We start from the raw sequence: 17977 nt of genomic DNA on the forward strand, positions 1-17977 counted from the left end.
TGCGCCTGTTTTACGGCGCGACGTTCTGATAATTAGCTGATCTGCAAGACCCGAGCCATGGCCTGGTCGTCGTCTTTGGCGGTGTTCATCATCTTGACGTGCAACTCGAACTGCTTGGCCAGGGCCAGCACCGACGTCATCTCTTCCACGGCATTGACGTTGCTCGACTCCAGGAAACCCGACACCAGCTTGACGTTGGCATCGGCCGGCGCAGGCTGGCCGTCCTTGGTGTAGATCGAACCGTCCAGGCCCTTGTTCATGTTCTTGATGTCCGGGTTGACCAGCTTGATCCGGTCGACTTCAGCCATGACGCGCGGGCCTTCGCCCATCGCACGAATGCTGATGGTGCCGTCTTCACCGACTTCCACCTGCTGCTCCGGCGGTACGGCGATCGGCCCGCCATTGCCCATGACCGGCATGCCGTTGCCGGCACGCAACACACCAAGGGCATCGATATTGAGGCTGCCGGTGCGCACATAGCTTTCACCGCCGTTGGGGTTCTGCACGGCGATCCAGCCATTGCCCGACACGGCGACGTCGAGGTCACGGCCGGTCTGCACCAGCGAACCCGGCGTGAAGTCGGTGGCGGGCCGTTCGCTCATGGCAAACGCACGCGCCGGAAAGCTGTCACCGAACACCGGCATCGAACGCGCCTGCTCCAGGTCGCGCTGAAAACCATTGGTGGAGATGTTCGCCAGGTTGTTGGCATGAGCCTTTTGCGCCAGTGCGTTCTGGCTGGCGCCGGTCATTGCCACATAAAGGTACTTGTCCACACTCTTTCCTCTGCATGCCGGACGTTTGCCGCCCACCGCTGTACTGCTGAGCCATAAGCAATTTGCAGACCAACTTTTTTCTGGCGGCCGACACCCCGGTAAACAAAGGACTTGAGGGGTTTTGCGCAAAGGAGGGAAATGTATCGAAGACGAAAAACCGGCGGTGTCATGCCGCTTGGCGGCAAACACCTGACCCTGATCGCGGATCGTTCCCACGTTGAAGCGTCGAACCGTCCGCGTGGGAATGCAGCCCGGGACGCTCCGCGTCCCAAAGCGGACGCAGAGCGTCCATTGAGGCATTCCCACGCAGAGCGTGGGAACGATCAGCGTGGGTGTGATCAGGCGCTGCCTGACTCCTTACCGACTTCGTACTCACGCAACTTGTTGGCAATCGTGGTGTGAGAAACCCCCAGCCGCTTGCCCAGTTGCCGACTGCTCGGGTGCTCGGAATACAAACGCTCCAGCACCGCCTTCTCGAAGCGCCCGACAATCTCGTCGAGCCCGCCTTCGAGGGAAAAATCGCCAAGCGGCTGACGCACACCGTAATCCGGCAAGCGAATGTGCTCGGCCTTGACCGTGCCGCCGTCGCACAGCGAAACCGCCTGAAACAGCACGTTCTCCAGTTGCCGCACGTTGCCCGGCCAATGGTAGTGACTGAGTCGGTCCATCGCCGCTGGCGCCAACCTCGGCAGCGCGCAGCCGATCTGCCGGCTGGCCTGATCGAGGAAATGTTCCACCAGCGGCGTCAAACCGTCGAGGCATTCGCGCAGGGGCGGGATATGCAGCGACAGCACGTTCAAGCGGTGATACAAATCCTGGCGAAACTCGCCTCGAGCGCACAGCTCCGACAGGTCCACCTGGGTTGCGCAGATCACCCGCACATCCAGATAAACCTCTTCATCACTGCCCACCCGCCGGAAGCAGCCGTCCTGCAGGAAACGCAGCAATTTCACCTGCAAGCGCGGGCTCATTTCGCCGACGCCATCGAGAAACAGCGTGCCACCCGCTGTCAGCTCCAGCAGCCCGAGCTTGCCTTCGGCCCGCGCCCCTTCAAAGGCACCGGGGCCATAGCCGAACAGCTCGGTCTCGGCCATCGACTCCGGCAACCCCGCGCAGTTGAGCGCCATCAACGGTGACTGCCCACGCGGGCTCGCCAGGTGACAGGCCCGCGCCAGCAATTCCTTGCCGGTGCCGGTTTCACCTTCAATCAGCAGCGGTGCATCCAGCGGCGCCATGCGTCGTGCTTCGCGCACCACCGCCGCCATCACCTTGGAGCTCTGAAAGATGCTGTCGAAGCCACGCAATTCCTGCTTGCGCACGTTGTAGATGCGCTCGCCGACGCGGTCCGCCCGGTGCAAGGTCAGCACGGCACCGGCCATGGCCTCACTGTCATCGTGCTCCGATTGCAGCGGCGCGATGTCGGCCAGAAAGATGTCGCCCTTGACCTTGACCCGCATGCCGTTGATTCGCGATTTGTTGGCGCGCACCAGTTCCGGCAGGTCGAAATCCTCGGCGTAACGCGACAGCGGAATCCCCGGCACCTCGTCCACCCGCACCCCGAGCAACTGCGCCGCCGCCCGGTTGGCGGCGACGATGGAGCCGCCCATGTCGATCGACAGCACCGGAAACTCCAGCGCACCGAGCAGCGCATTCAATTCCATGTGCCGCCGCTCGCTGGGCATCAGCCCTACCCGCTTGACGCCAAAGACCCCGGCAATCGCCTCGAACTTGGGCCGCAGCGCCTGGAACTGAATGTTGATCAGGTTCGGGCAATGCAGGTAGATCGCGTTGCCATGCTCACCACCCACCTCGCCACGGGCGACGTTGATCCCGTACTCCACCAACAGATTGAGAATGTCGCGCAGGATGCCGATGCGGTTCTGGCAGTGGACTTTGATACGCATATAAAGGCCCGAAACAGGTGAGGAGACGGTCTGACACCGGAATTTTCTGCGCAGCGCGCAAGATAGTCGTCAAGATTATGTGACAGCCATCGACCTTTTCAAACCCGACAGTCACCGCAAACAGGACTTAACGCACAAAGCGTAACGAAAACTTTACGAATTAAAGAGATTTTTCCTACTCAACCGATCATCAACCTGCTGCAACAACGAACGCGCTGGGGTATTTCTCAGTCCATCGCAGGACATAACAAGAACGAAATTCCCCTCGCAGGAGAGCAGTATGAAGCAGACGCAATACGTGGCCCGCGAGCCCGATGCGCAAGGTTTTATCGACTACCCCGCCGAAGAACATGCGGTGTGGAACACGCTGATCACCCGCCAGATGAAAGTGATCGAGGGGCGCGCGTGCCAGGAATACCTGGACGGTATCGAAAAACTCGGCCTGCCCCACGACCGCATTCCGCAACTGGGCGAAATCAACAAGGTGCTCGGCCAGACCACCGGTTGGCAGGTCGCCCGCGTCCCGGCGCTGATCCCCTTCCAGACTTTTTTCGAATTGCTCGCCAGCAAGCAGTTTCCGGTGGCCACGTTCATTCGCACCCGTGAAGAACTGGATTACCTGCAAGAGCCGGACATTTTCCACGAGATCTTTGGCCACTGCCCATTGCTGACCAACCCCTGGTTTGCCGAATTCACCCACACCTACGGCAAGCTCGGCCTGCAGGCGACCAAGGAAGAACGCGTTTATCTGGCGCGCCTGTACTGGATGACCATCGAGTTCGGCCTGGTCGACACCCCGCAAGGCAAACGCATCTACGGCGGCGGCATCCTGTCCTCGCCGAAAGAAACCGTTTACTCGCTGTCGGACGAGCCCGAGCATCAGGCCTTCGATCCGCTGGAGGCCATGCGCACGCCGTACCGCATCGACATCCTGCAACCGCTGTATTTTGTCCTGCCGAACCTCAAGCGCCTGTTCGACCTGGCCCACGAAGACATCATGGCCATGGTCAAGCAAGGCATGCAGCTGGGTCTGCACGCTCCGAAGTTTCCGCCTAAACCGAAAGCCGCGTGACCCGCGACTTTTGCTTACAAGTGAGCCTGTCAGTCGTCGCCACTTTGGTTTAGCGTGGCGACTTTGACGGCCAATATAAAAAAACACCTTCAGATTTCAGGAAGTCCACCATGTCCACGTTGAACCAAGCCCATTGCGAAGCCTGCCGTGCCGATGCTCCACAAGTCAGTGACGAAGAATTGCCGATCCTGATCAAGCAGATCCCTGACTGGAACATCGAAGTGCGTGACAGCATCATGCAGCTGGAAAAAGTGTTCCTGTTCAAGAATTTCAAGCACGCGCTGGCTTTCACCAACGCCGTCGGCGAAATCTCCGAGGCCGAAGGTCACCACCCGGGCCTGCTGACCGAGTGGGGCAAAGTCACCGTGACCTGGTGGAGCCACTCGATCAAGGGCCTGCACCGCAACGACTTCATCATGGCCGCGCGCACTGACGAAGTGGCCAAGACCGCAGAAGGACGCAAGTAATGCACTTCGACGCCATCGGCCGGGTGCCCGGCGACCCGATCCTCGGCCTGATGGAGGCCTACGCGCAGGACCCCAACCCGCGCAAGTTCGACCTCGGCGTGGGCGTCTACAAGGATGCCCAGGGCCTGACACCGATCCCCGAGGCGGTGAAAATCGCCGAGGCGCGGCTGGTCGAAAGCCAGGACACCAAGACCTACATCGGTGGCCACGGCAATCCGCTGTTCGGTAAAGTCATCAGCGAATTGGTGCTCGGTGCCGATTCGGCGCTGATCGCCGAGCAACGCGCCGGCGCCACCCAGACCCCGGGCGGCACGGGCGCCCTGCGCCTGGCAGCGGATTTCATCGCGCAATGCCTGCCGGGCAAGGGCGTCTGGCTGAGCAACCCGACCTGGCCGATCCACGAAACGATTTTCGCGGCCGCCGGGGTCAAGATCAGCCATTACCCGTACGTTGGCAGCGACAACCGCCTCGACGTCGATGGCATGCTCGCCGTACTCAACGAAGTGCCGAAAGGCGATGTGGTGCTGCTGCATGCGTGCTGCCACAACCCGACCGGTTTCGACCTGAGCCACGACGACTGGCAGCGGGTGCTGGACGTCGTTCGTCGTCGCGATCTGCTGCCGCTGATCGATTTTGCCTACCAGGGCTTTGGCGACGGTCTGGAGCAGGATGCGTGGTCAACCCGGCTGTTCGCCGCCGAGTTGCCCGAACTGCTGATCACCAGTTCCTGTTCGAAGAACTTCGGCCTGTACCGCGACCGCACCGGTGCGTTGATCGTCAGCGCGAAAACCGCTGACAAGCTCATCGACATCCGCAGCCAGCTGGCGCACATCGCCCGCAACCTGTGGTCGACGCCACCGGATCATGGCGCGGCCGTGGTCGCCACGATCCTCGCCGACCCGGAGCTGAAACGCCGCTGGGCCGACGAAGTCGAAGCCATGCGTCTGCGCATCGCCCAGTTGCGCAGCGGTCTGGTGGAAGCGCTGGAACCGCACGGTCTGCGCGAGCGTTTTGCGCACATTGGCGTGCAACGCGGGATGTTCTCCTACACCGGCCTGTCGCCGGAACAGGTGAAAAACCTGCGCGAGCATCACAGCGTGTACATGGTCAGCTCGGGCCGGGCCAACGTTGCCGGGATTGATGCGACGCGCCTCGACCTGCTGGCCGAAGCGATCGCCAACGTCTGCCAATAACTCCCTCCTGGTCTTGATCGTTCCCACGTCGAGGCGTCCGCGTGGGAACGATCATCGCGAGCAGGCTCGCTCCTACATTTTCCCTGCGTCACCCTGTCGCACTTGTCTAGACAATCCCGCCCGTCGAACCAAATGGATTTAAAAGTCTGATTGTCATTTTTCTTGCTGTATCCTGCTCAAGCTTTCTGAAAGCGCGGATCTACCAGATCTATCAACAGACTTAGCGAGGAGCGCAACCATGCACGAGATTCCGAATCTCCCCTTCCCAAGCCTGCACGAAACTGAGCAGACGACCACGCAACAAGCCGGTGCCCAACAGCCCGAGCCGAAAGAAGCCGCCGAGAGCCGTCCGGCCGACAGCGAAGAGTAAGCAACACCCGCCGTACAGACCGTGTGGAAAGCGCTAACATGCGCTTTCCACACTGCCTGAAACCTGAGTTGCCATGTCCAGAGAATTCGATGAACAACAGGCCGAGATCCTGATCGGTGCCACCGAAAAGATGATCGAGATCTGGAGCCGCCTCTCGCCCGAGAAACAGGCCGCCCTGCTCGCCCGTTTCGGCAGCGAAGAAAACGCGCTGGCCGCCCTGGTCACCACACAATTGGTCGCCCCGGCCAAATAGTTTTACTTTTCCCCGCCCCAGACCCGTCTGCATCGGTATCATGAGCAGCCTATCCAATCTGCTCTTCCCGTGGATCGTTATTCATGTCGCCCTCTATGCCAGAACCCCAGCGCCCACTGGCGGTCACGCTGCAAGTCGTTTCCATTGTCCTGTTCACCTTCATCGGCTACCTGAACATCGGCATTCCGCTGGCGGTGTTGCCCGGCTATGTGCACAGCGACCTGGGCTTCGGCGCGGTCATCGCCGGGCTGGTGATCAGCGTGCAATACCTGGCCACCCTGCTCAGCCGCCCGTATGCCGGCAAGATCATCGACAACCAGGGCAGCAAACATGCGGTGATGATCGGTCTGGCCGGTTGTGGCTTGAGCGGCGTATTCATGTTGATTTCGGCGTGGACACCCCACCTGCCGCTGCTGAGCCTGATCAGCCTGTTCGTCGGCCGCCTGGTGCTGGGCAGTGCTGAAAGCCTGGTCGGGTCAGGCTCGATCGGCTGGGGCATCGGCCGGGTCGGCGCCGCCAACACCGCCAAAGTCATCTCGTGGAACGGCATCGCCAGTTACGGCGCGCTGGCGATCGGTGCGCCGCTTGGAGTGTGGCTGGTCAGCCGTTTTGGTCTGTGGAGCATGGGCGTGAGTATTCTGCTGCTCGCCACGCTGGGGCTGTTGCTGGCCTGGCCGAAGACCGCCGCGCCGATCGTGGCCGGTGAGCGTCTGCCATTCATGCACGTTCTCGGCCGCGTCTTCCCGCACGGCTGCGGGCTGGCGCTGGGCTCGATCGGTTTCGGCACCATCGCCACGTTCATCACCCTGTATTACGCCACGCAGCACTGGGATAACGCGGTGCTGTGCCTGAGCCTGTTCGGCGCCAGCTTCATCGGTGCGCGACTTTTGTTCGGCAACCTGATCAACCGCCTCGGCGGCTTTCGCGTGGCGATTGCCTGCCTGACGGTGGAAACCCTGGGCTTGCTGCTGCTGTGGCTGGCGCCGGACGCGCATTGGGCACTGGCTGGCGCAGCACTGAGCGGTTTCGGTTTCTCGCTGGTGTTTCCGGCGCTGGGGGTGGAAGCCGTGAACCTGGTGCCCGCCTCCAGCCGTGGCGCGGCGGTCGGGGCTTATTCGTTGTTCATCGACTTGTCGCTGGGCATCACCGGACCGCTGGCGGGAGCCATTGCTGCGGGCTTCGGTTTTGCCTCGATCTTCCTGTTCGCCGCCCTCGCAGCGCTGAGCGGCCTGGCCTTGAGCGTCTATCTCTACCGCCACACGACCAAGTACCGCGAAGGCTAGAAATCCACCTTGCCGCGCCCGGCCTTGATACTGCCGCGCTTGGTCTTCAATTCGAGCCGACGCTTTTTTGAACCCAGTGTCGGTTTGGTCGGCCGGCGCTTCTTCTCGACTTTAGTGGCGCTGAGGATCAGCTCGGTCAGACGCTCCAGCGCATCGGCGCGATTCTGTTCCTGCGTGCGGTACTGCTGGGCCTTGATGATCAGCACGCCGTCACCGGTGATGCGACTGTCGCGCAGCGCCAGCAGTCGTTCCTTGTAGAACTCGGGCAAGGACGAGGCCGGAATGTCGAAGCGCAAGTGCACGGCGCTGGAGACCTTGTTGACGTTCTGCCCACCGGCGCCCTGGGCGCGGATGTACGTCAGTTCGATCTCGGCATCCGGCAGATGCACGTTGTTGGAAATCACCAGCATGGAAACTCTACCTTCAAGTCGCTAAGCGACAGACAATCCCAGTTCCGACAACAGCATCGACGCCTGGGCCCGGGAAATCAGCGCCCCTTTGAACAGTTTGGCATCGTTGAGCCGAAAACCGCTCAGATCGGCACCGCGCAGATCAGCATCGGTAAACCTCGCGCCGTTGATACGTGCGTGAGCCAGGCTGCACTCGACGAACTCGGCCTTGCGAAAGTCCGCATCGCTCAAATCCGCATCGGAGAAATCCAGGCCGTTCAATGTCGTGCGGGCGAACGACATACCGGCCAGAAACGCGCTGTTGAGCCGGGTCTCGCTGAACGACAGCCCCAGACTGGACGTGTGACTGAAGTTGGCGCCGGTCAGCTTGCAACCCGTGAAAACAACCTGCGCCAGTTTCGCCCGCTGCCAGCGTGTGTTGTTCAAATCGCAGTTGCTGAACGAGGCCTCCAGCAACTGGGTCGCCTCGAATACTGCGTGAGCCCCACGACAGCCCTTCCATTGAGTCTCCTCCAGGCGAGCCCCCAGCAATAGCGTGCGCAGCAGAATGCAGCGCTGGAACTCGGCGCGATCCAGTTTCAGGCGCGACAGATCGACATCGGTGAAATCCACCCCGATAAACCGCAGCGGCAAGCGCTGGGACGCGATCAACGCCTGCACCTCATCGCGCGTCAACGCGCCCCCCTCGATCTCGCAGTGTGTTTGCACCTGATCCATGCCGACTCCTTCGATTCATTTGGCGCCGGCAGTCTATCGTCACTTCGCGTAGGACCGGGCACAAAAAAGCCGGCAGAAGCCGGCTATTTTGTTGTCATCCGTTGCCTACTTGGCCGCGGCCGAGAGCAACGCGCGTTGATCGCTGCGCTTGTTCTTGATCACGTAGCAGACCCACATGAACACCACCCACACCGGAATCGCGTACACCGAGACCTGAATGCCCGGAATCAGCAGCATCACACCGAGGATGAACAGGACGAACGCCAGGCAGATGTAGTTGCCGTACGGATACCACAGCGCCTTGAACAGCGGCTTCTGGTGGGTCTTGTTCATGTGCTGGCGGAACTTGAAGTGCGAGAAGCTGATCATCGCCCAGTTGATCACCAGCGTCGCAACCACCAGCGACATCAGCAGTTCCAGCGCGTGTTGCGGGATCAGGTAGTTAAGCAGCACGGCCACCAGAGTCACTGCCGCCGACGCCAGGATCGAACGCACCGGCACGCCGCGCTTGTCGATCTTCGCCAGCGCCTTCGGCGCATCGCCCTGCTCGGCCATGCCCAGCAGCATGCGGCTGTTGCAGTAGGTGCCGCTGTTGTACACCGACAAGGCCGCCGTCAGGACCACGAAGTTGAGGATGTGCGCGGCGGTGTTGCTGCCGAGCATCGAGAACACCTGCACGAACGGGCTGCCGCTGTAGGAATCGCCCGAAGCGTTAAGCGTTTCCAGCAGGCTGTCCCACGGGGTCAGCGACAGCAGGATCACCAGTGCGCCGATGTAGAAAATCAGGATCCGGTAGATCACCTGATTGATCGCTTTCGGGATCACGGTTTTCGGCTTGTCGGCTTCGGCTGCGGTGAAACCGAGCATTTCCAGGCCACCGAAGGAGAACATGATGATCGCCATGGCCATCACCAGACCGCTGACGCCGTTCGGGAAAAAGCCGCCGTGGGACCACAGGTTGCTCACCGCCGCCTGCTCGCCACCGTGGCCGCTGACCAGCAGGTAGCTGCCCAGGGCGATCATGCCGACGATCGCCACGACCTTGATGATCGCGAACCAGAATTCGGCTTCACCGAAGACTTTGACGTTGGCCAGGTTGATCGCATTGATCAGCACGAAGAATGCGGCTGCAGTGACCCAGCTCGGGATCTCCGGCGCCCAGTAGTGGATGTATTTGCCGACCGCGGTCAGCTCCGACATGCCCACCAGGATGTACAGGATCCAGCAGTTCCAGCCCGACAGGAAGCCGGCGAAGCCGCCCCAGTATTTGTGTGCAAAGTGACTGAAGGAACCGGCCACCGGCTCTTCGACAATCATCTCGCCGAGCTGGCGCATGATCATGAAGGCGATGAAGCCGCAGATGGCATAGCCGAGGATCATCGACGGCCCGGCGGATTTCAGCACCCCGGCAGAGCCGAGGAACAATCCGGTACCGATCGCGCCACCGAGGGCGATCAGTTGAATATGGCGATTTTTCAGGCCGCGTTTCAGCTCGCCTGATTGCGAGTTTTGTCCACTCATGAAAAAGGTCTCACGCAAGGTTTGATGATGTTCAGTAGACGTTGCTGCAAGGTTGCGATTTCAGCCAACCCTGATCAAACCCCAGCGCAGGCACCAGGAATTCAGCTTTTTTACAACGGTCATGCGTCACCTGTTTGTTTTTATCTGTGACGAAATCGAACCCGACACGCTTGTGACGCGGCGGAGTGAACAAGGCGGATAAACCTTGAGGTTTGCGCGATTACGCAGAGGGTCACAGTTAAAACGCGGCGCATTGTACACCGCTAACCCCCTGCTGCCAGACCTCGCCGGATCAGCGTGTCGGTTGCCGGGATTGCGTGTGTCCACCCCGGGAGGCCCGGGCGGCTGCAAAAATTGAGTCAGGCCTTTGCAGGCCTTCGGCGGGGACGATGGAAAATCCGCCCCACGTGGAGAAGTGGAAATGGATAACGGCGTTCATTGCGCCTCCTTTTTGTTATGCACCTGCACGACAGGCATGCAGCGCATCTCACCTTCCAAACGACGCTGAAACAAGCGCGCCAGCGCACTGCGCAAGGCCCGGCGCGCCTGGCTGCGGCAGATTTTCCTTACAGCCGGACAACGCCACCTGATTCACGGGACCACGGCGGCTTTTTCGTAAATATTCACTGACAGTGCGTAACGAAAAATTTCCACCCCAGACCGATCGAAGCCGCGCTTGTGATTGACGTTAGCTGCCTAACTATTTGAAAGGCGGTGAGTTTTTTTGTTTTAAAACAAGAAAACACACCCAAAAAAAGAAATAAAAAGTCCAAAAAAAAACGCCAACCCTGAGGTTGGCGTTTCTGTTTTCAGCCTGGAGCTTACCGCTCGAAGCTTACAACGGCCTTATTCCGGCTTCTTGCGACCGAAACCCGGACGCTGGCCGGAACCGGCCGGTGCGCCACGGCGCTTGCCCGACGGCTTGTCATCGTCAGCCAGCTTGATGCCTGGACGCTTCGGCGCCGGCTTGGCCGGGCGCTTGGTCTCGGCTGGACGATCGGCCACCGGCGTACCGCGACCTGCGCCACGCTCGGTACGGCCATTGGCCGGACGCGGCGTGCGTGGACCGCGCTCGCCATCCGGGCGCGCTGCCGGCTTGCGACCCGGACGCTCGCCTTCGATCTGCGGCTCGCGGACCGGACGCGAACCGGCGCCAATCGGTGCACCGTTGGCCGGACGCAGGGTACGCACGCGCTCGGTACGGGCCATCGGACGCGACGACTTGCGCTGCATCCGGTCGAGCTTGTCTTTGCTCTTGGCGTTCAGTTGCGGCATGGCTACCGGGGTCAGGCCAACTTCGGCGCTCAGCACGTCGACTTCGTACTGGCTCATTTCGCGCCAGCGGCCCATCGGCAGGTCGGAGTTGAGGAACACCGGACCGAAACGCACGCGCTTCAAGCGGCTGACCACCAGGCCCTGGGATTCCCACAGGCGACGCACTTCACGGTTGCGGCCTTCCATCACCACGCAGTGATACCAGTGGTTGAAGCCTTCGCCGCCCGGTGCCTGTTGAATGTCGGTGAACCGCGCCGGACCGTCTTCCAGCACCACGCCGGCCTTCAGGCGCTCGATCATCTCGTCATCGACTTCACCACGGACACGCACCGCGTATTCACGGTCCATCTCGTAGGACGGGTGCATCAGGCGGTTAGCCAGCTCACCGTCAGTGGTGAACATCAACAGACCGGTGGTGTTGATGTCGAGACGACCGATGTTGATCCAGCGGCCTTCTTTCGGACGCGGCAGCTTGTCGAACACGGTCGGACGGCCTTCCGGGTCGTCACGGGTGCAGATCTCGCCATCGGGCTTGTTGTACATGATGACGCGGCGAACCGACTCGGCGGCTTCTTCACGCTTGATGACCTTGCCATCAATGGTGATGGCGTCGTGCATGTCGACACGCAGGCCGAGGGTGGCGTCTTTGCCATTGACCTTGATCCGGCCCTGGCTGATCCAGGATTCGACGTCGCGGCGCGAGCCGACGCCGATACGGGCGAGGACTTTCTGCAGTTTTTCGCCTGCTGGGCCGATTTCCTGGTCGTCTTTCTGATTGATGTCACTCATCTGGGCACCTCCCGGTGTGGTCTGTTCAGTGGCGCTGAATTGAGCCGCTGAAACGTTGAAATCTGGGTTTTCGGGCGAAGGGATCGCCGAAGGGTCGCGAATCATACGCGGATGTGGCCGCGCGCGCATCAGAGACTAGTCGATCAGGGCAAGGTTATTTCTTTTTCCGCCGACCGGTGGCCCCGAGCTTGATCAGACGCAGCGCGGCTTCGGCCAATACAGTGCGCTTGTCGTCCTTGTCGAGTTTCTTCCAGGCCCGGATCTCACGCTTGCTGCGTCCGCAGCCGAGGCAAATGTCATCGCTGAACTTGCAGACGCTGATGCACGGGTCCTTGGTCGAGCTCATGCTCAATCCTCGAACTCGCGGCGTTCGGCTTCGATGGCTTCGGCCAGGGCGCGGGCCTCGGCTTCTTCTTCGCTCAATTCTTCCTCGGCAGCAGGTTGTGGCGCAGACTGTTCAAGCCGGGCGACGGCGGCCAGCAGTTTTTCCCGGGCTTCGGCCACGCCGAGCACATCGTCTTCCTGCTCGGGCTCTGGCTCAAATACAGACTCACTCTCAGTCTCAAATTCAGGCTCAAATTCAGGTTCTGGCTCATCCTCCTCCGGCGGCTCGACCGGATCGGATTCCACCCCACCCGGCAGCGATTCGCCGTCCACCCCGTCACGCAGCAAGTCGTCGAAGTCGGTCTTGATCCCCTCCTCCATGCTGTCCAGCTCCAGCAGCAGCGTATGGAAACTGGTTTCCTCCTTCGGTTCTTCCGGCTCGGCGCTGGCGTCGGCCAGTTCCTGCAAGCCCGGCGGCACGGGAGCGTCGTCGAAGTCGAGCACCGGATCCGCCTCGATCTCGCGCAGCTCGGCCAGCGGCGGCAGGTCGTCGAGGTTCTTCAGGTTGAAGTGGTCGAGAAACGCCTTGGTGGTGGCGAACATCGCCGGTTTGCCCGGCACGTCACGGTAGCCGACGATGCGGATCCACTCGCGCTCGATCAGCGTTTTGACGATGTTGGTGTTGACCGCCACGCCCCGCACGTCCTCGATCTCGCCCCGGGTGATCGGCTGGCGATAGGCGATCAGCGCCATGGTTTCCAGCAGCGCGCGGGAATAACGCTGCGGACGCTCCTCCCACAAGCGACCAACCCACGGCGCGAACTTCTCGCGGATTTGCAGGCGATAGCCGGAGGCGACTTCCTTGAGCTCGAACGCCCGGCCCTCGCAGGACTTGCCAAGCAGGGTCAGGGCTTTCTTGAAGACCGGCGGCTCCGGGCGCTCACCCTCTTCGAACAATTCATACAGGCGCTCCAGGGATTGCGGCTTTCCCGAGGCCAACAGAAAGGCTTCAAGCAGGGACGCCAGCTCGCGGGGTTCAGTCAGGTTCATATCGGGACTCGTTATTCGGCTCGGGCTCGCACGTGGATCGCGGCGAACGGCTCATTCTGCACCAGCTCGATCAGGGATTCCTTGACCAGTTCAAGGATCGCCATGAAGGTCACCACCACCCCGAGCTTGCCCTCCTCGGCGGTGAACAGCTCGACGAACGGCACAAAGCCGCCGCCCTTGAGCCGCTCCAGCACGTCGCTCATGCGCTCGCGGGTGGACAGCGCCTCGCGGCTGACCTGATGGCTTTCGAACATATCGCCGCGGCGCAGCACTTCGGCCATGGACATCAGGATTTCCTCCAGCGCCACGTCCGGCAACAGCTTGCGCGCGCGGGCTTCCGGGGCGTCGAGCTTGGGCACGATCACGTCGCGACCGACCCGGCTCAGGCCATCGATGCCTTCAGCGGCAGCCTTGAACCGCTCGTACTCTTGCAATCGACGGATCAGCTCGGCACGCGGGTCTTCCTCTTCGTCCTCGACGGTTTCGGCTCGGGGCAGCAGCATCCGCGACTTGATCTCGGCCAGCATCGCGGCCATCACGAGGTATTCGGCGGCCAGTTCCAGGCGCACCGACTGCATCAGTTCGACATAGCCCATGTATTGACGGGTGATTTCCGCTACCGGGATGTCGAGAATGTTGATGTTCTGTTTGCGAATCAGGTACAGCAGCAGGTCGAGCGGGCCTTCGAAGGCTTCGAGGAAGACTTCCAGCGCGTCCGGCGGGATGTACAGATCCAGCGGCATTTCCGTGACCGCCTGGCCATAGACCATGGCAAACGGCAGTTCCTGCTGGGCACCGGCCTGGGGATCAACGGTTTCCACTGCGGACATTCAGGCCTCGACCATGAATGGAGCCGGATCGCCGCAACCGACGCGGATCACTTCCGGATCATCGCCTGTGAGGTCGATCACGGTGGAGGCCTTGATGCCGCCGGAACCGCCGTCGATGATCAGGTCCACCTGATGCTCGAGCAACTGGCGCATTTCGTACGGATCGCTCAACGGGTCTTCATCGCCCGGCATGATCAGGGTCACGCTCATCAGCGGCTCGCCCAGTTCGGCCAGCAGCGCCAGCGCGATCGGATGACTCGGCACCCGCAGTCCGATGGTGCGCTTCTTCGGATGCAGCAACAGGCGCGGCACTTCGCGGGTGGCGTTGAGAATGAAGGTGTACGGCCCCGGCAAATGGGCTTTGAGGATTCGAAACGTCCCGGTGTCGATCTTGGCGTAATTGCCCAGTTGCGACAGGTCGCTGCAGATCAGCGCAAAGTTGTGTTTTTCGTCGAGCTGGCGCAGGCGTCGAACGCGCTCGATGGCGTTCTTGTCGCCGATCTGGCAACCGATTGCGTAGGAGGAGTCCGTTGGATAGACCACCACCCCGCCCTTGCGGATGATCTCGACCGCCTGTTTGATCAGGCGCGCTTGCGGGTTTTCCGGATGAATCTGGAAAAATTGACTCACATTCTCTACCTGTTCAGACGGCGGCAATAACTGGGTCATGTTTGAACCGACCCCACAGGGGTGGAAGGTCCTCCGGCACCGGCCGGTACTGGCCGATCTCGGACCAGCCACCAGGGCCATGGAAATCACTGCCGGCGCTGACCAGCAGACCGAACTCACGGGCAAGGATCGCGAGGCTGCCCACCTGTTCCGCAGGCTGATGACCATTGACCACTTCGATCGCCTGCCCGCCCGCTTGAATATAGTCGGCAATCAGCTTTCGGCGCTTGCTGCGGGTGAAATCGTAGTGCCACGGATGCGCCAGGCTGACCCAGGCCCCGGCGGCGCGCAGCGTGCCGACGGTGTCTTCAAGGGTCGGCCAGTGCAGCTTGACGTCTCCCAGCTTGCCGGCGCCGAGCCATTTGCGAAACGCCTCGGCGCGATCCTTTACAAAACCTTCACGCACCATCCAGTCGGCGAAGTGCGGACGGGCCGGCGCGTTGCCGCTGTCGCCCAATTCCTGCTGGATCTGCCGCGCGCCGTCGAGCGCATTCGGCATGCCCTTGAGGGCGAGCTTGCGGCTTATTTCTTCTGACCGCAGCCAGCGGCCGTCGTGCAACTTAGCAATCGCCTCGACCAACGGCGCGGCATTGACGTCGAAACCGTAGCCGAGCACATGAATGGTCGCCCCGCCCCAGGTGCAGGACAGTTCGACGCCGTTGACCAGTTGCATGCCCAGCGCCTCGGCGGCCGTGCGCGCTTCGGCGAGGCCTTCAAGGGTGTCGTGATCGGTCAGGGCCAGGACTCGCACGCCGTTCTCGAACGCACGCGCAACCAGTGCCGCAGGCGCCAGGGCGCCATCGGAGGCCGTGCTGTGGCAGTGCAAATCAACATTCACGGGGATGTGTTACCTCAAATCAGCTGGCGCTATCGCGCGCCCATATGTTTGTTATTATGCCGCCACATCCAGCTTCTGGCTCTCACTGTGAAACAATTCATCGATTTCATCCCGCTTCTGCTGTTCTTCATCGTCTACAAACTCGATCCACGCACCGTCGATGTTGCCGGCCATGAACTGACGGTAGGCGGCATTTACAGTGCCACCGCCATGCTGATCATCAGTTCCCTGGTGGTGTACGGCGCGCTTTTCATCAAGCAGCGCAAGCTGGAGAAAAGCCAGTGGCTGACCCTGATCGCCTGCCTGGTATTCGGCAGTCTGACTCTGGCCTTCCACAGCGAAACCTTCCTGAAATGGAAGGCGCCGGTGGTCAACTGGCTGTTCGCCCTGGCCTTCATCGGCAGCCATTTCATCGGTGACCGCCTGCTGATCAAGCGCATCATGGGCCACGCGCTGACCCTGCCGGATCCGGTCTGGACCCGACTGAACATCGCCTGGATCGCCTTTTTCCTGTTCTGCGGGGCCGCCAACCTGTTCGTCGCCTTCACCTTCCAGAGCATCTGGGTGGACTTCAAGGTGTTCGGCAGCCTGGGCATGACCGTGCTGTTCCTGGTCGGTCAGGGCATCTACCTGTCCCGTCACCTGCACGACGCCGATACCACAACGCCAAAAACCGAGGACTGACATGCTCTACGCCATCATTGCCACCGACGTTGCCAACTCTCTGGACGCCCGTCTCGCCGCACGTCCGGCACACCTTGAACGCCTGCAGGTGCTCAAGGGCGAAGGCCGCATCGTGCTGGCCGGCCCGCACCCGGCGGTCGACAGCAATGATCCGGGCGCAGCAGGTTTCAGCGGCAGCCTGATCGTCGCCGAATTCGATTCCCTGAGCGCGGCGCAAGCCTGGGCCGATGCCGATCCGTACGTCGCCGCCGGCGTCTACGCCAGTGTTGTCGTCAAGCCGTTCAAGCAAGTCCTGCCGTAACCTCCCCCGCAAAAGCCCTCCGCGCGATGAACCTTGTCGGTTCATCGCGTTCTCAATCGCTCATTATTCTCGTTTGCCGGCCGACAACCTGCCCAATATCCATTTGGAAACAGGAGTCGCGATGCGCAAGGGTCCGTTGTGTCTGATGTTGGTCACGTTGTCGATCATGGCGCCCGCCCATGGTGACGAAAGCACCGAGGGCGGCAGCTCCACGCCGCTTTCATTGAGCGCCGGCAGTCAGATCACCGAGTTGCAGCAGCGCCTGAAGGCCAGTGAGCAGCAACGGGAAGAAATGAGCAAACAACTGCAAAATGCCGACAACACCCGCGAAAGCGCCCAGCTCGCCCGGTTGCGCCAAGAGAACCAGCGCCTGAAGCTGCAACTCAAGGAAGCCCAGGCCAGTCCGCTGCCGCGCCTGCTGACCGAACAGCAGCAATGGTTCGTAACCGGGGCCGGGGTAGCGCTATTGGCGCTGCTGTGCGGTATCTTTGCCAGTGGAGCAAGCCGAAAACGTCGGCAATGGCTAAATTGAGTGAGTCATGAGCGAGCTGTTACTGATTGATGATGACCAGGAGTTGTGTGAACTCCTGAGTAGCTGGCTGAGCCAGGAAGGCTTTCAGGTCCGGGCCTGCCACGATGGTCAGAGCGCCCGCAAGGCGCTGGCCGAAACCGCGCCGGCGGCTGTGGTGCTGGACGTGATGCTGCCCGACGGCAGCGGTCTGGAACTGCTCAAGCAACTGCGCAGCGATCACGCCGACCTGCCGGTGCTGATGCTCTCGGCGCGGGGCGAGCCGCTGGACCGGATCCTCGGCCTGGAACTGGGCGCCGACGATTATCTGGCCAAACCCTGCGATCCGCGTGAACTGACCGCCCGCCTGCGCGCCGTGCTGCGCCGCAGTCATCCGGCCGCCGTGTCGACCCAGCTCGAGCTGGGCGACCTGAGCTTCAGCCCGGTGCGCGGCGTGGTCAGCATCGACGAAAAGGAATTCACCCTCACCGTCTCCGAAAGCCGCCTGCTCGAAGCCCTGCTCAAGCAACCGGGCGAGCCGCTGGACAAACAGGAACTGGCGCAGATCGCCCTCGGTCGCAAGCTGACCCTGTACGACCGCAGCCTGGACATGCACGTCAGCAACCTGCGCAAAAAGATCGGCCCGCACCCCGACGGTCGCCCGCGCATCGTGGCCCTGCGCAGCCGTGGCTACTACTACAGCCTCTGAACGTCTGTCAGTTTTGTCAGGTCGGCGCGAAAACGTG

Annotated in this window: 21 protein-coding genes; 10 read left to right on the top strand and 11 right to left on the bottom strand. The window is 61.4% G+C overall.

The window, feature by feature from the left end:
• Positions 1 to 32: 32 nt before the first annotated feature.
• Positions 33 to 773, bottom strand: a complete 741-nt coding sequence (locus tag L6D81_RS20295; RefSeq protein WP_007958343.1) for a flagellar basal body rod protein FlgF — start codon at positions 771 to 773, stop codon at positions 33 to 35.
• Positions 774 to 1111: 338 nt separating this feature from the next.
• On the bottom strand, positions 1112 to 2677 hold the full coding sequence (locus L6D81_RS20300) for a sigma-54-dependent transcriptional regulator (RefSeq protein WP_236181645.1): 1566 nt from the start codon (positions 2675 to 2677) through the stop codon (positions 1112 to 1114).
• 280 nt (positions 2678 to 2957) lie between these two features.
• On the opposite strand from L6D81_RS20300, the gene phhA reads away from it, so the two are divergent.
• From phhA to L6D81_RS20325, 6 genes are all read left to right on the top strand, one after another.
• The gene (phhA, locus tag L6D81_RS20305; protein WP_236181646.1) at positions 2958 to 3749 is read left to right on the top strand and encodes a phenylalanine 4-monooxygenase; all 792 of its coding nucleotides are present in this window, start codon (positions 2958 to 2960) and stop codon (positions 3747 to 3749) included.
• Between the two features lie 110 nt (positions 3750 to 3859).
• Positions 3860 to 4216: a 4a-hydroxytetrahydrobiopterin dehydratase gene (locus L6D81_RS20310; RefSeq protein WP_003222798.1), complete on the top strand. Its 357-nt coding sequence runs from the start codon at positions 3860 to 3862 to the stop codon at positions 4214 to 4216.
• Positions 4216 to 5409, top strand: coding sequence for an amino acid aminotransferase (locus L6D81_RS20315; protein ID WP_236181647.1), 1194 nt, complete (start codon positions 4216 to 4218; stop codon positions 5407 to 5409). The genes L6D81_RS20310 and L6D81_RS20315 overlap by 1 nt, the downstream gene beginning before the upstream one ends.
• Positions 5410 to 5647: 238 nt before the next feature.
• Complete coding sequence (locus L6D81_RS29535) at positions 5648 to 5779, top strand: hypothetical protein (RefSeq protein ID WP_007958347.1); 132 nt, start codon at positions 5648 to 5650, stop codon at positions 5777 to 5779.
• 73 nt (positions 5780 to 5852) lie between these two features.
• The gene (locus L6D81_RS20320) at positions 5853 to 6032 is read left to right on the top strand and encodes a hypothetical protein (RefSeq protein ID WP_236181648.1); all 180 of its coding nucleotides are present in this window, start codon (positions 5853 to 5855) and stop codon (positions 6030 to 6032) included.
• Between the two features lie 95 nt (positions 6033 to 6127).
• The gene (locus L6D81_RS20325) at positions 6128 to 7315 is read left to right on the top strand and encodes an MFS transporter (RefSeq protein WP_236181676.1); all 1188 of its coding nucleotides are present in this window, start codon (positions 6128 to 6130) and stop codon (positions 7313 to 7315) included.
• Here L6D81_RS20325 and arfB read toward each other — a convergent pair.
• The 9 genes from arfB to L6D81_RS20370 form a co-directional block, all read right to left on the bottom strand.
• Positions 7312 to 7725: an alternative ribosome rescue aminoacyl-tRNA hydrolase ArfB gene (arfB, locus tag L6D81_RS20330; protein WP_236181649.1), complete on the bottom strand. Its 414-nt coding sequence runs from the start codon at positions 7723 to 7725 to the stop codon at positions 7312 to 7314. The genes L6D81_RS20325 and arfB overlap by 4 nt on opposite strands.
• 21 nt (positions 7726 to 7746) lie before the next feature.
• The gene (locus L6D81_RS20335) at positions 7747 to 8442 is read right to left on the bottom strand and encodes a pentapeptide repeat-containing protein (protein WP_236181650.1); all 696 of its coding nucleotides are present in this window, start codon (positions 8440 to 8442) and stop codon (positions 7747 to 7749) included.
• A gap of 105 nt (positions 8443 to 8547) precedes the next feature.
• Positions 8548 to 9963, bottom strand: a complete 1416-nt coding sequence (locus L6D81_RS20340) for an amino acid permease (RefSeq protein ID WP_236181651.1) — start codon at positions 9961 to 9963, stop codon at positions 8548 to 8550.
• A gap of 846 nt (positions 9964 to 10809) precedes the next feature.
• The gene (rluB, locus tag L6D81_RS20345) at positions 10810 to 12027 is read right to left on the bottom strand and encodes a 23S rRNA pseudouridine(2605) synthase RluB (RefSeq protein ID WP_236181652.1); all 1218 of its coding nucleotides are present in this window, start codon (positions 12025 to 12027) and stop codon (positions 10810 to 10812) included.
• 154 nt (positions 12028 to 12181) lie between these two features.
• Entirely contained in the window at positions 12182 to 12373 is a 192-nt protein-coding gene (locus L6D81_RS20350; protein ID WP_007958358.1) for a DUF1289 domain-containing protein, read from the bottom strand.
• Between the two features lie 2 nt (positions 12374 to 12375).
• Positions 12376 to 13401 carry an SMC-Scp complex subunit ScpB gene (gene scpB, locus L6D81_RS20355; protein ID WP_236181653.1) on the bottom strand — a complete coding sequence of 342 codons (1026 nt, stop codon included), beginning with the start codon at positions 13399 to 13401 and terminating at the stop codon, positions 12376 to 12378.
• A gap of 11 nt (positions 13402 to 13412) precedes the next feature.
• On the bottom strand, positions 13413 to 14111 hold the full coding sequence (locus tag L6D81_RS20360; RefSeq protein WP_236181677.1) for a segregation and condensation protein A: 699 nt from the start codon (positions 14109 to 14111) through the stop codon (positions 13413 to 13415).
• A gap of 120 nt (positions 14112 to 14231) precedes the next feature.
• Positions 14232 to 14861, bottom strand: a complete 630-nt coding sequence (locus L6D81_RS20365) for an L-threonylcarbamoyladenylate synthase (protein ID WP_108563655.1) — start codon at positions 14859 to 14861, stop codon at positions 14232 to 14234.
• Positions 14862 to 14874: 13 nt separating this feature from the next.
• Positions 14875 to 15738: a PHP domain-containing protein gene (locus tag L6D81_RS20370; protein ID WP_236181654.1), complete on the bottom strand. Its 864-nt coding sequence runs from the start codon at positions 15736 to 15738 to the stop codon at positions 14875 to 14877.
• Between the two features lie 87 nt (positions 15739 to 15825).
• Here L6D81_RS20370 and L6D81_RS20375 point away from each other — a divergent pair, with 87 nt between their 5' ends.
• From L6D81_RS20375 to L6D81_RS20390, 4 genes are all read left to right on the top strand, one after another.
• Positions 15826 to 16422, top strand: a complete 597-nt coding sequence (locus tag L6D81_RS20375) for a septation protein A (RefSeq protein WP_011333003.1) — start codon at positions 15826 to 15828, stop codon at positions 16420 to 16422.
• A 1-nt stretch (position 16423) separates the two neighbouring features.
• Positions 16424 to 16723: a YciI family protein gene (locus tag L6D81_RS20380; protein WP_236181655.1), complete on the top strand. Its 300-nt coding sequence runs from the start codon at positions 16424 to 16426 to the stop codon at positions 16721 to 16723.
• A gap of 121 nt (positions 16724 to 16844) precedes the next feature.
• Entirely contained in the window at positions 16845 to 17255 is a 411-nt protein-coding gene (locus L6D81_RS20385; RefSeq protein ID WP_236181656.1) for an SH3 domain-containing protein, read from the top strand.
• Between the two features lie 7 nt (positions 17256 to 17262).
• On the top strand, positions 17263 to 17940 hold the full coding sequence (locus L6D81_RS20390; RefSeq protein ID WP_007958370.1) for a response regulator transcription factor: 678 nt from the start codon (positions 17263 to 17265) through the stop codon (positions 17938 to 17940).
• Positions 17941 to 17977: the final 37 nt, after the last annotated feature.

The sequence above is a fragment of the Pseudomonas sputi genome (assembly GCF_021603585.1).
In the GTDB taxonomy this organism is placed as follows: domain Bacteria; phylum Pseudomonadota; class Gammaproteobacteria; order Pseudomonadales; family Pseudomonadaceae; genus Aquipseudomonas; species Aquipseudomonas sputi.

Coding starts and splice junctions, on each gene's coding strand:
- rluB (WP_236181652.1), bottom strand. CDS start 12,027: ATGAGTGACATCAATCAGAAAGACGACCAGGAAATCGGCCCAGCAGGC.
- L6D81_RS20300 (WP_236181645.1), bottom strand. CDS start 2,677: ATGCGTATCAAAGTCCACTGCCAGAACCGCATCGGCATCCTGCGCGAC.
- scpB (WP_236181653.1), bottom strand. CDS start 13,401: ATGAACCTGACTGAACCCCGCGAGCTGGCGTCCCTGCTTGAAGCCTTT.
- L6D81_RS20385 (WP_236181656.1), top strand. CDS start 16,845: ATGCGCAAGGGTCCGTTGTGTCTGATGTTGGTCACGTTGTCGATCATG.
- L6D81_RS20320 (WP_236181648.1), top strand. CDS start 5,853: ATGTCCAGAGAATTCGATGAACAACAGGCCGAGATCCTGATCGGTGCC.
- L6D81_RS29535 (WP_007958347.1), top strand. CDS start 5,648: ATGCACGAGATTCCGAATCTCCCCTTCCCAAGCCTGCACGAAACTGAG.
- phhA (WP_236181646.1), top strand. CDS start 2,958: ATGAAGCAGACGCAATACGTGGCCCGCGAGCCCGATGCGCAAGGTTTT.
- L6D81_RS20325 (WP_236181676.1), top strand. CDS start 6,128: ATGCCAGAACCCCAGCGCCCACTGGCGGTCACGCTGCAAGTCGTTTCC.
- L6D81_RS20390 (WP_007958370.1), top strand. CDS start 17,263: ATGAGCGAGCTGTTACTGATTGATGATGACCAGGAGTTGTGTGAACTC.
- L6D81_RS20335 (WP_236181650.1), bottom strand. CDS start 8,442: ATGGATCAGGTGCAAACACACTGCGAGATCGAGGGGGGCGCGTTGACG.
- L6D81_RS20310 (WP_003222798.1), top strand. CDS start 3,860: ATGTCCACGTTGAACCAAGCCCATTGCGAAGCCTGCCGTGCCGATGCT.
- L6D81_RS20340 (WP_236181651.1), bottom strand. CDS start 9,963: ATGAGTGGACAAAACTCGCAATCAGGCGAGCTGAAACGCGGCCTGAAA.
- arfB (WP_236181649.1), bottom strand. CDS start 7,725: ATGCTGGTGATTTCCAACAACGTGCATCTGCCGGATGCCGAGATCGAA.
- L6D81_RS20350 (WP_007958358.1), bottom strand. CDS start 12,373: ATGAGCTCGACCAAGGACCCGTGCATCAGCGTCTGCAAGTTCAGCGAT.
- L6D81_RS20315 (WP_236181647.1), top strand. CDS start 4,216: ATGCACTTCGACGCCATCGGCCGGGTGCCCGGCGACCCGATCCTCGGC.
- L6D81_RS20380 (WP_236181655.1), top strand. CDS start 16,424: ATGCTCTACGCCATCATTGCCACCGACGTTGCCAACTCTCTGGACGCC.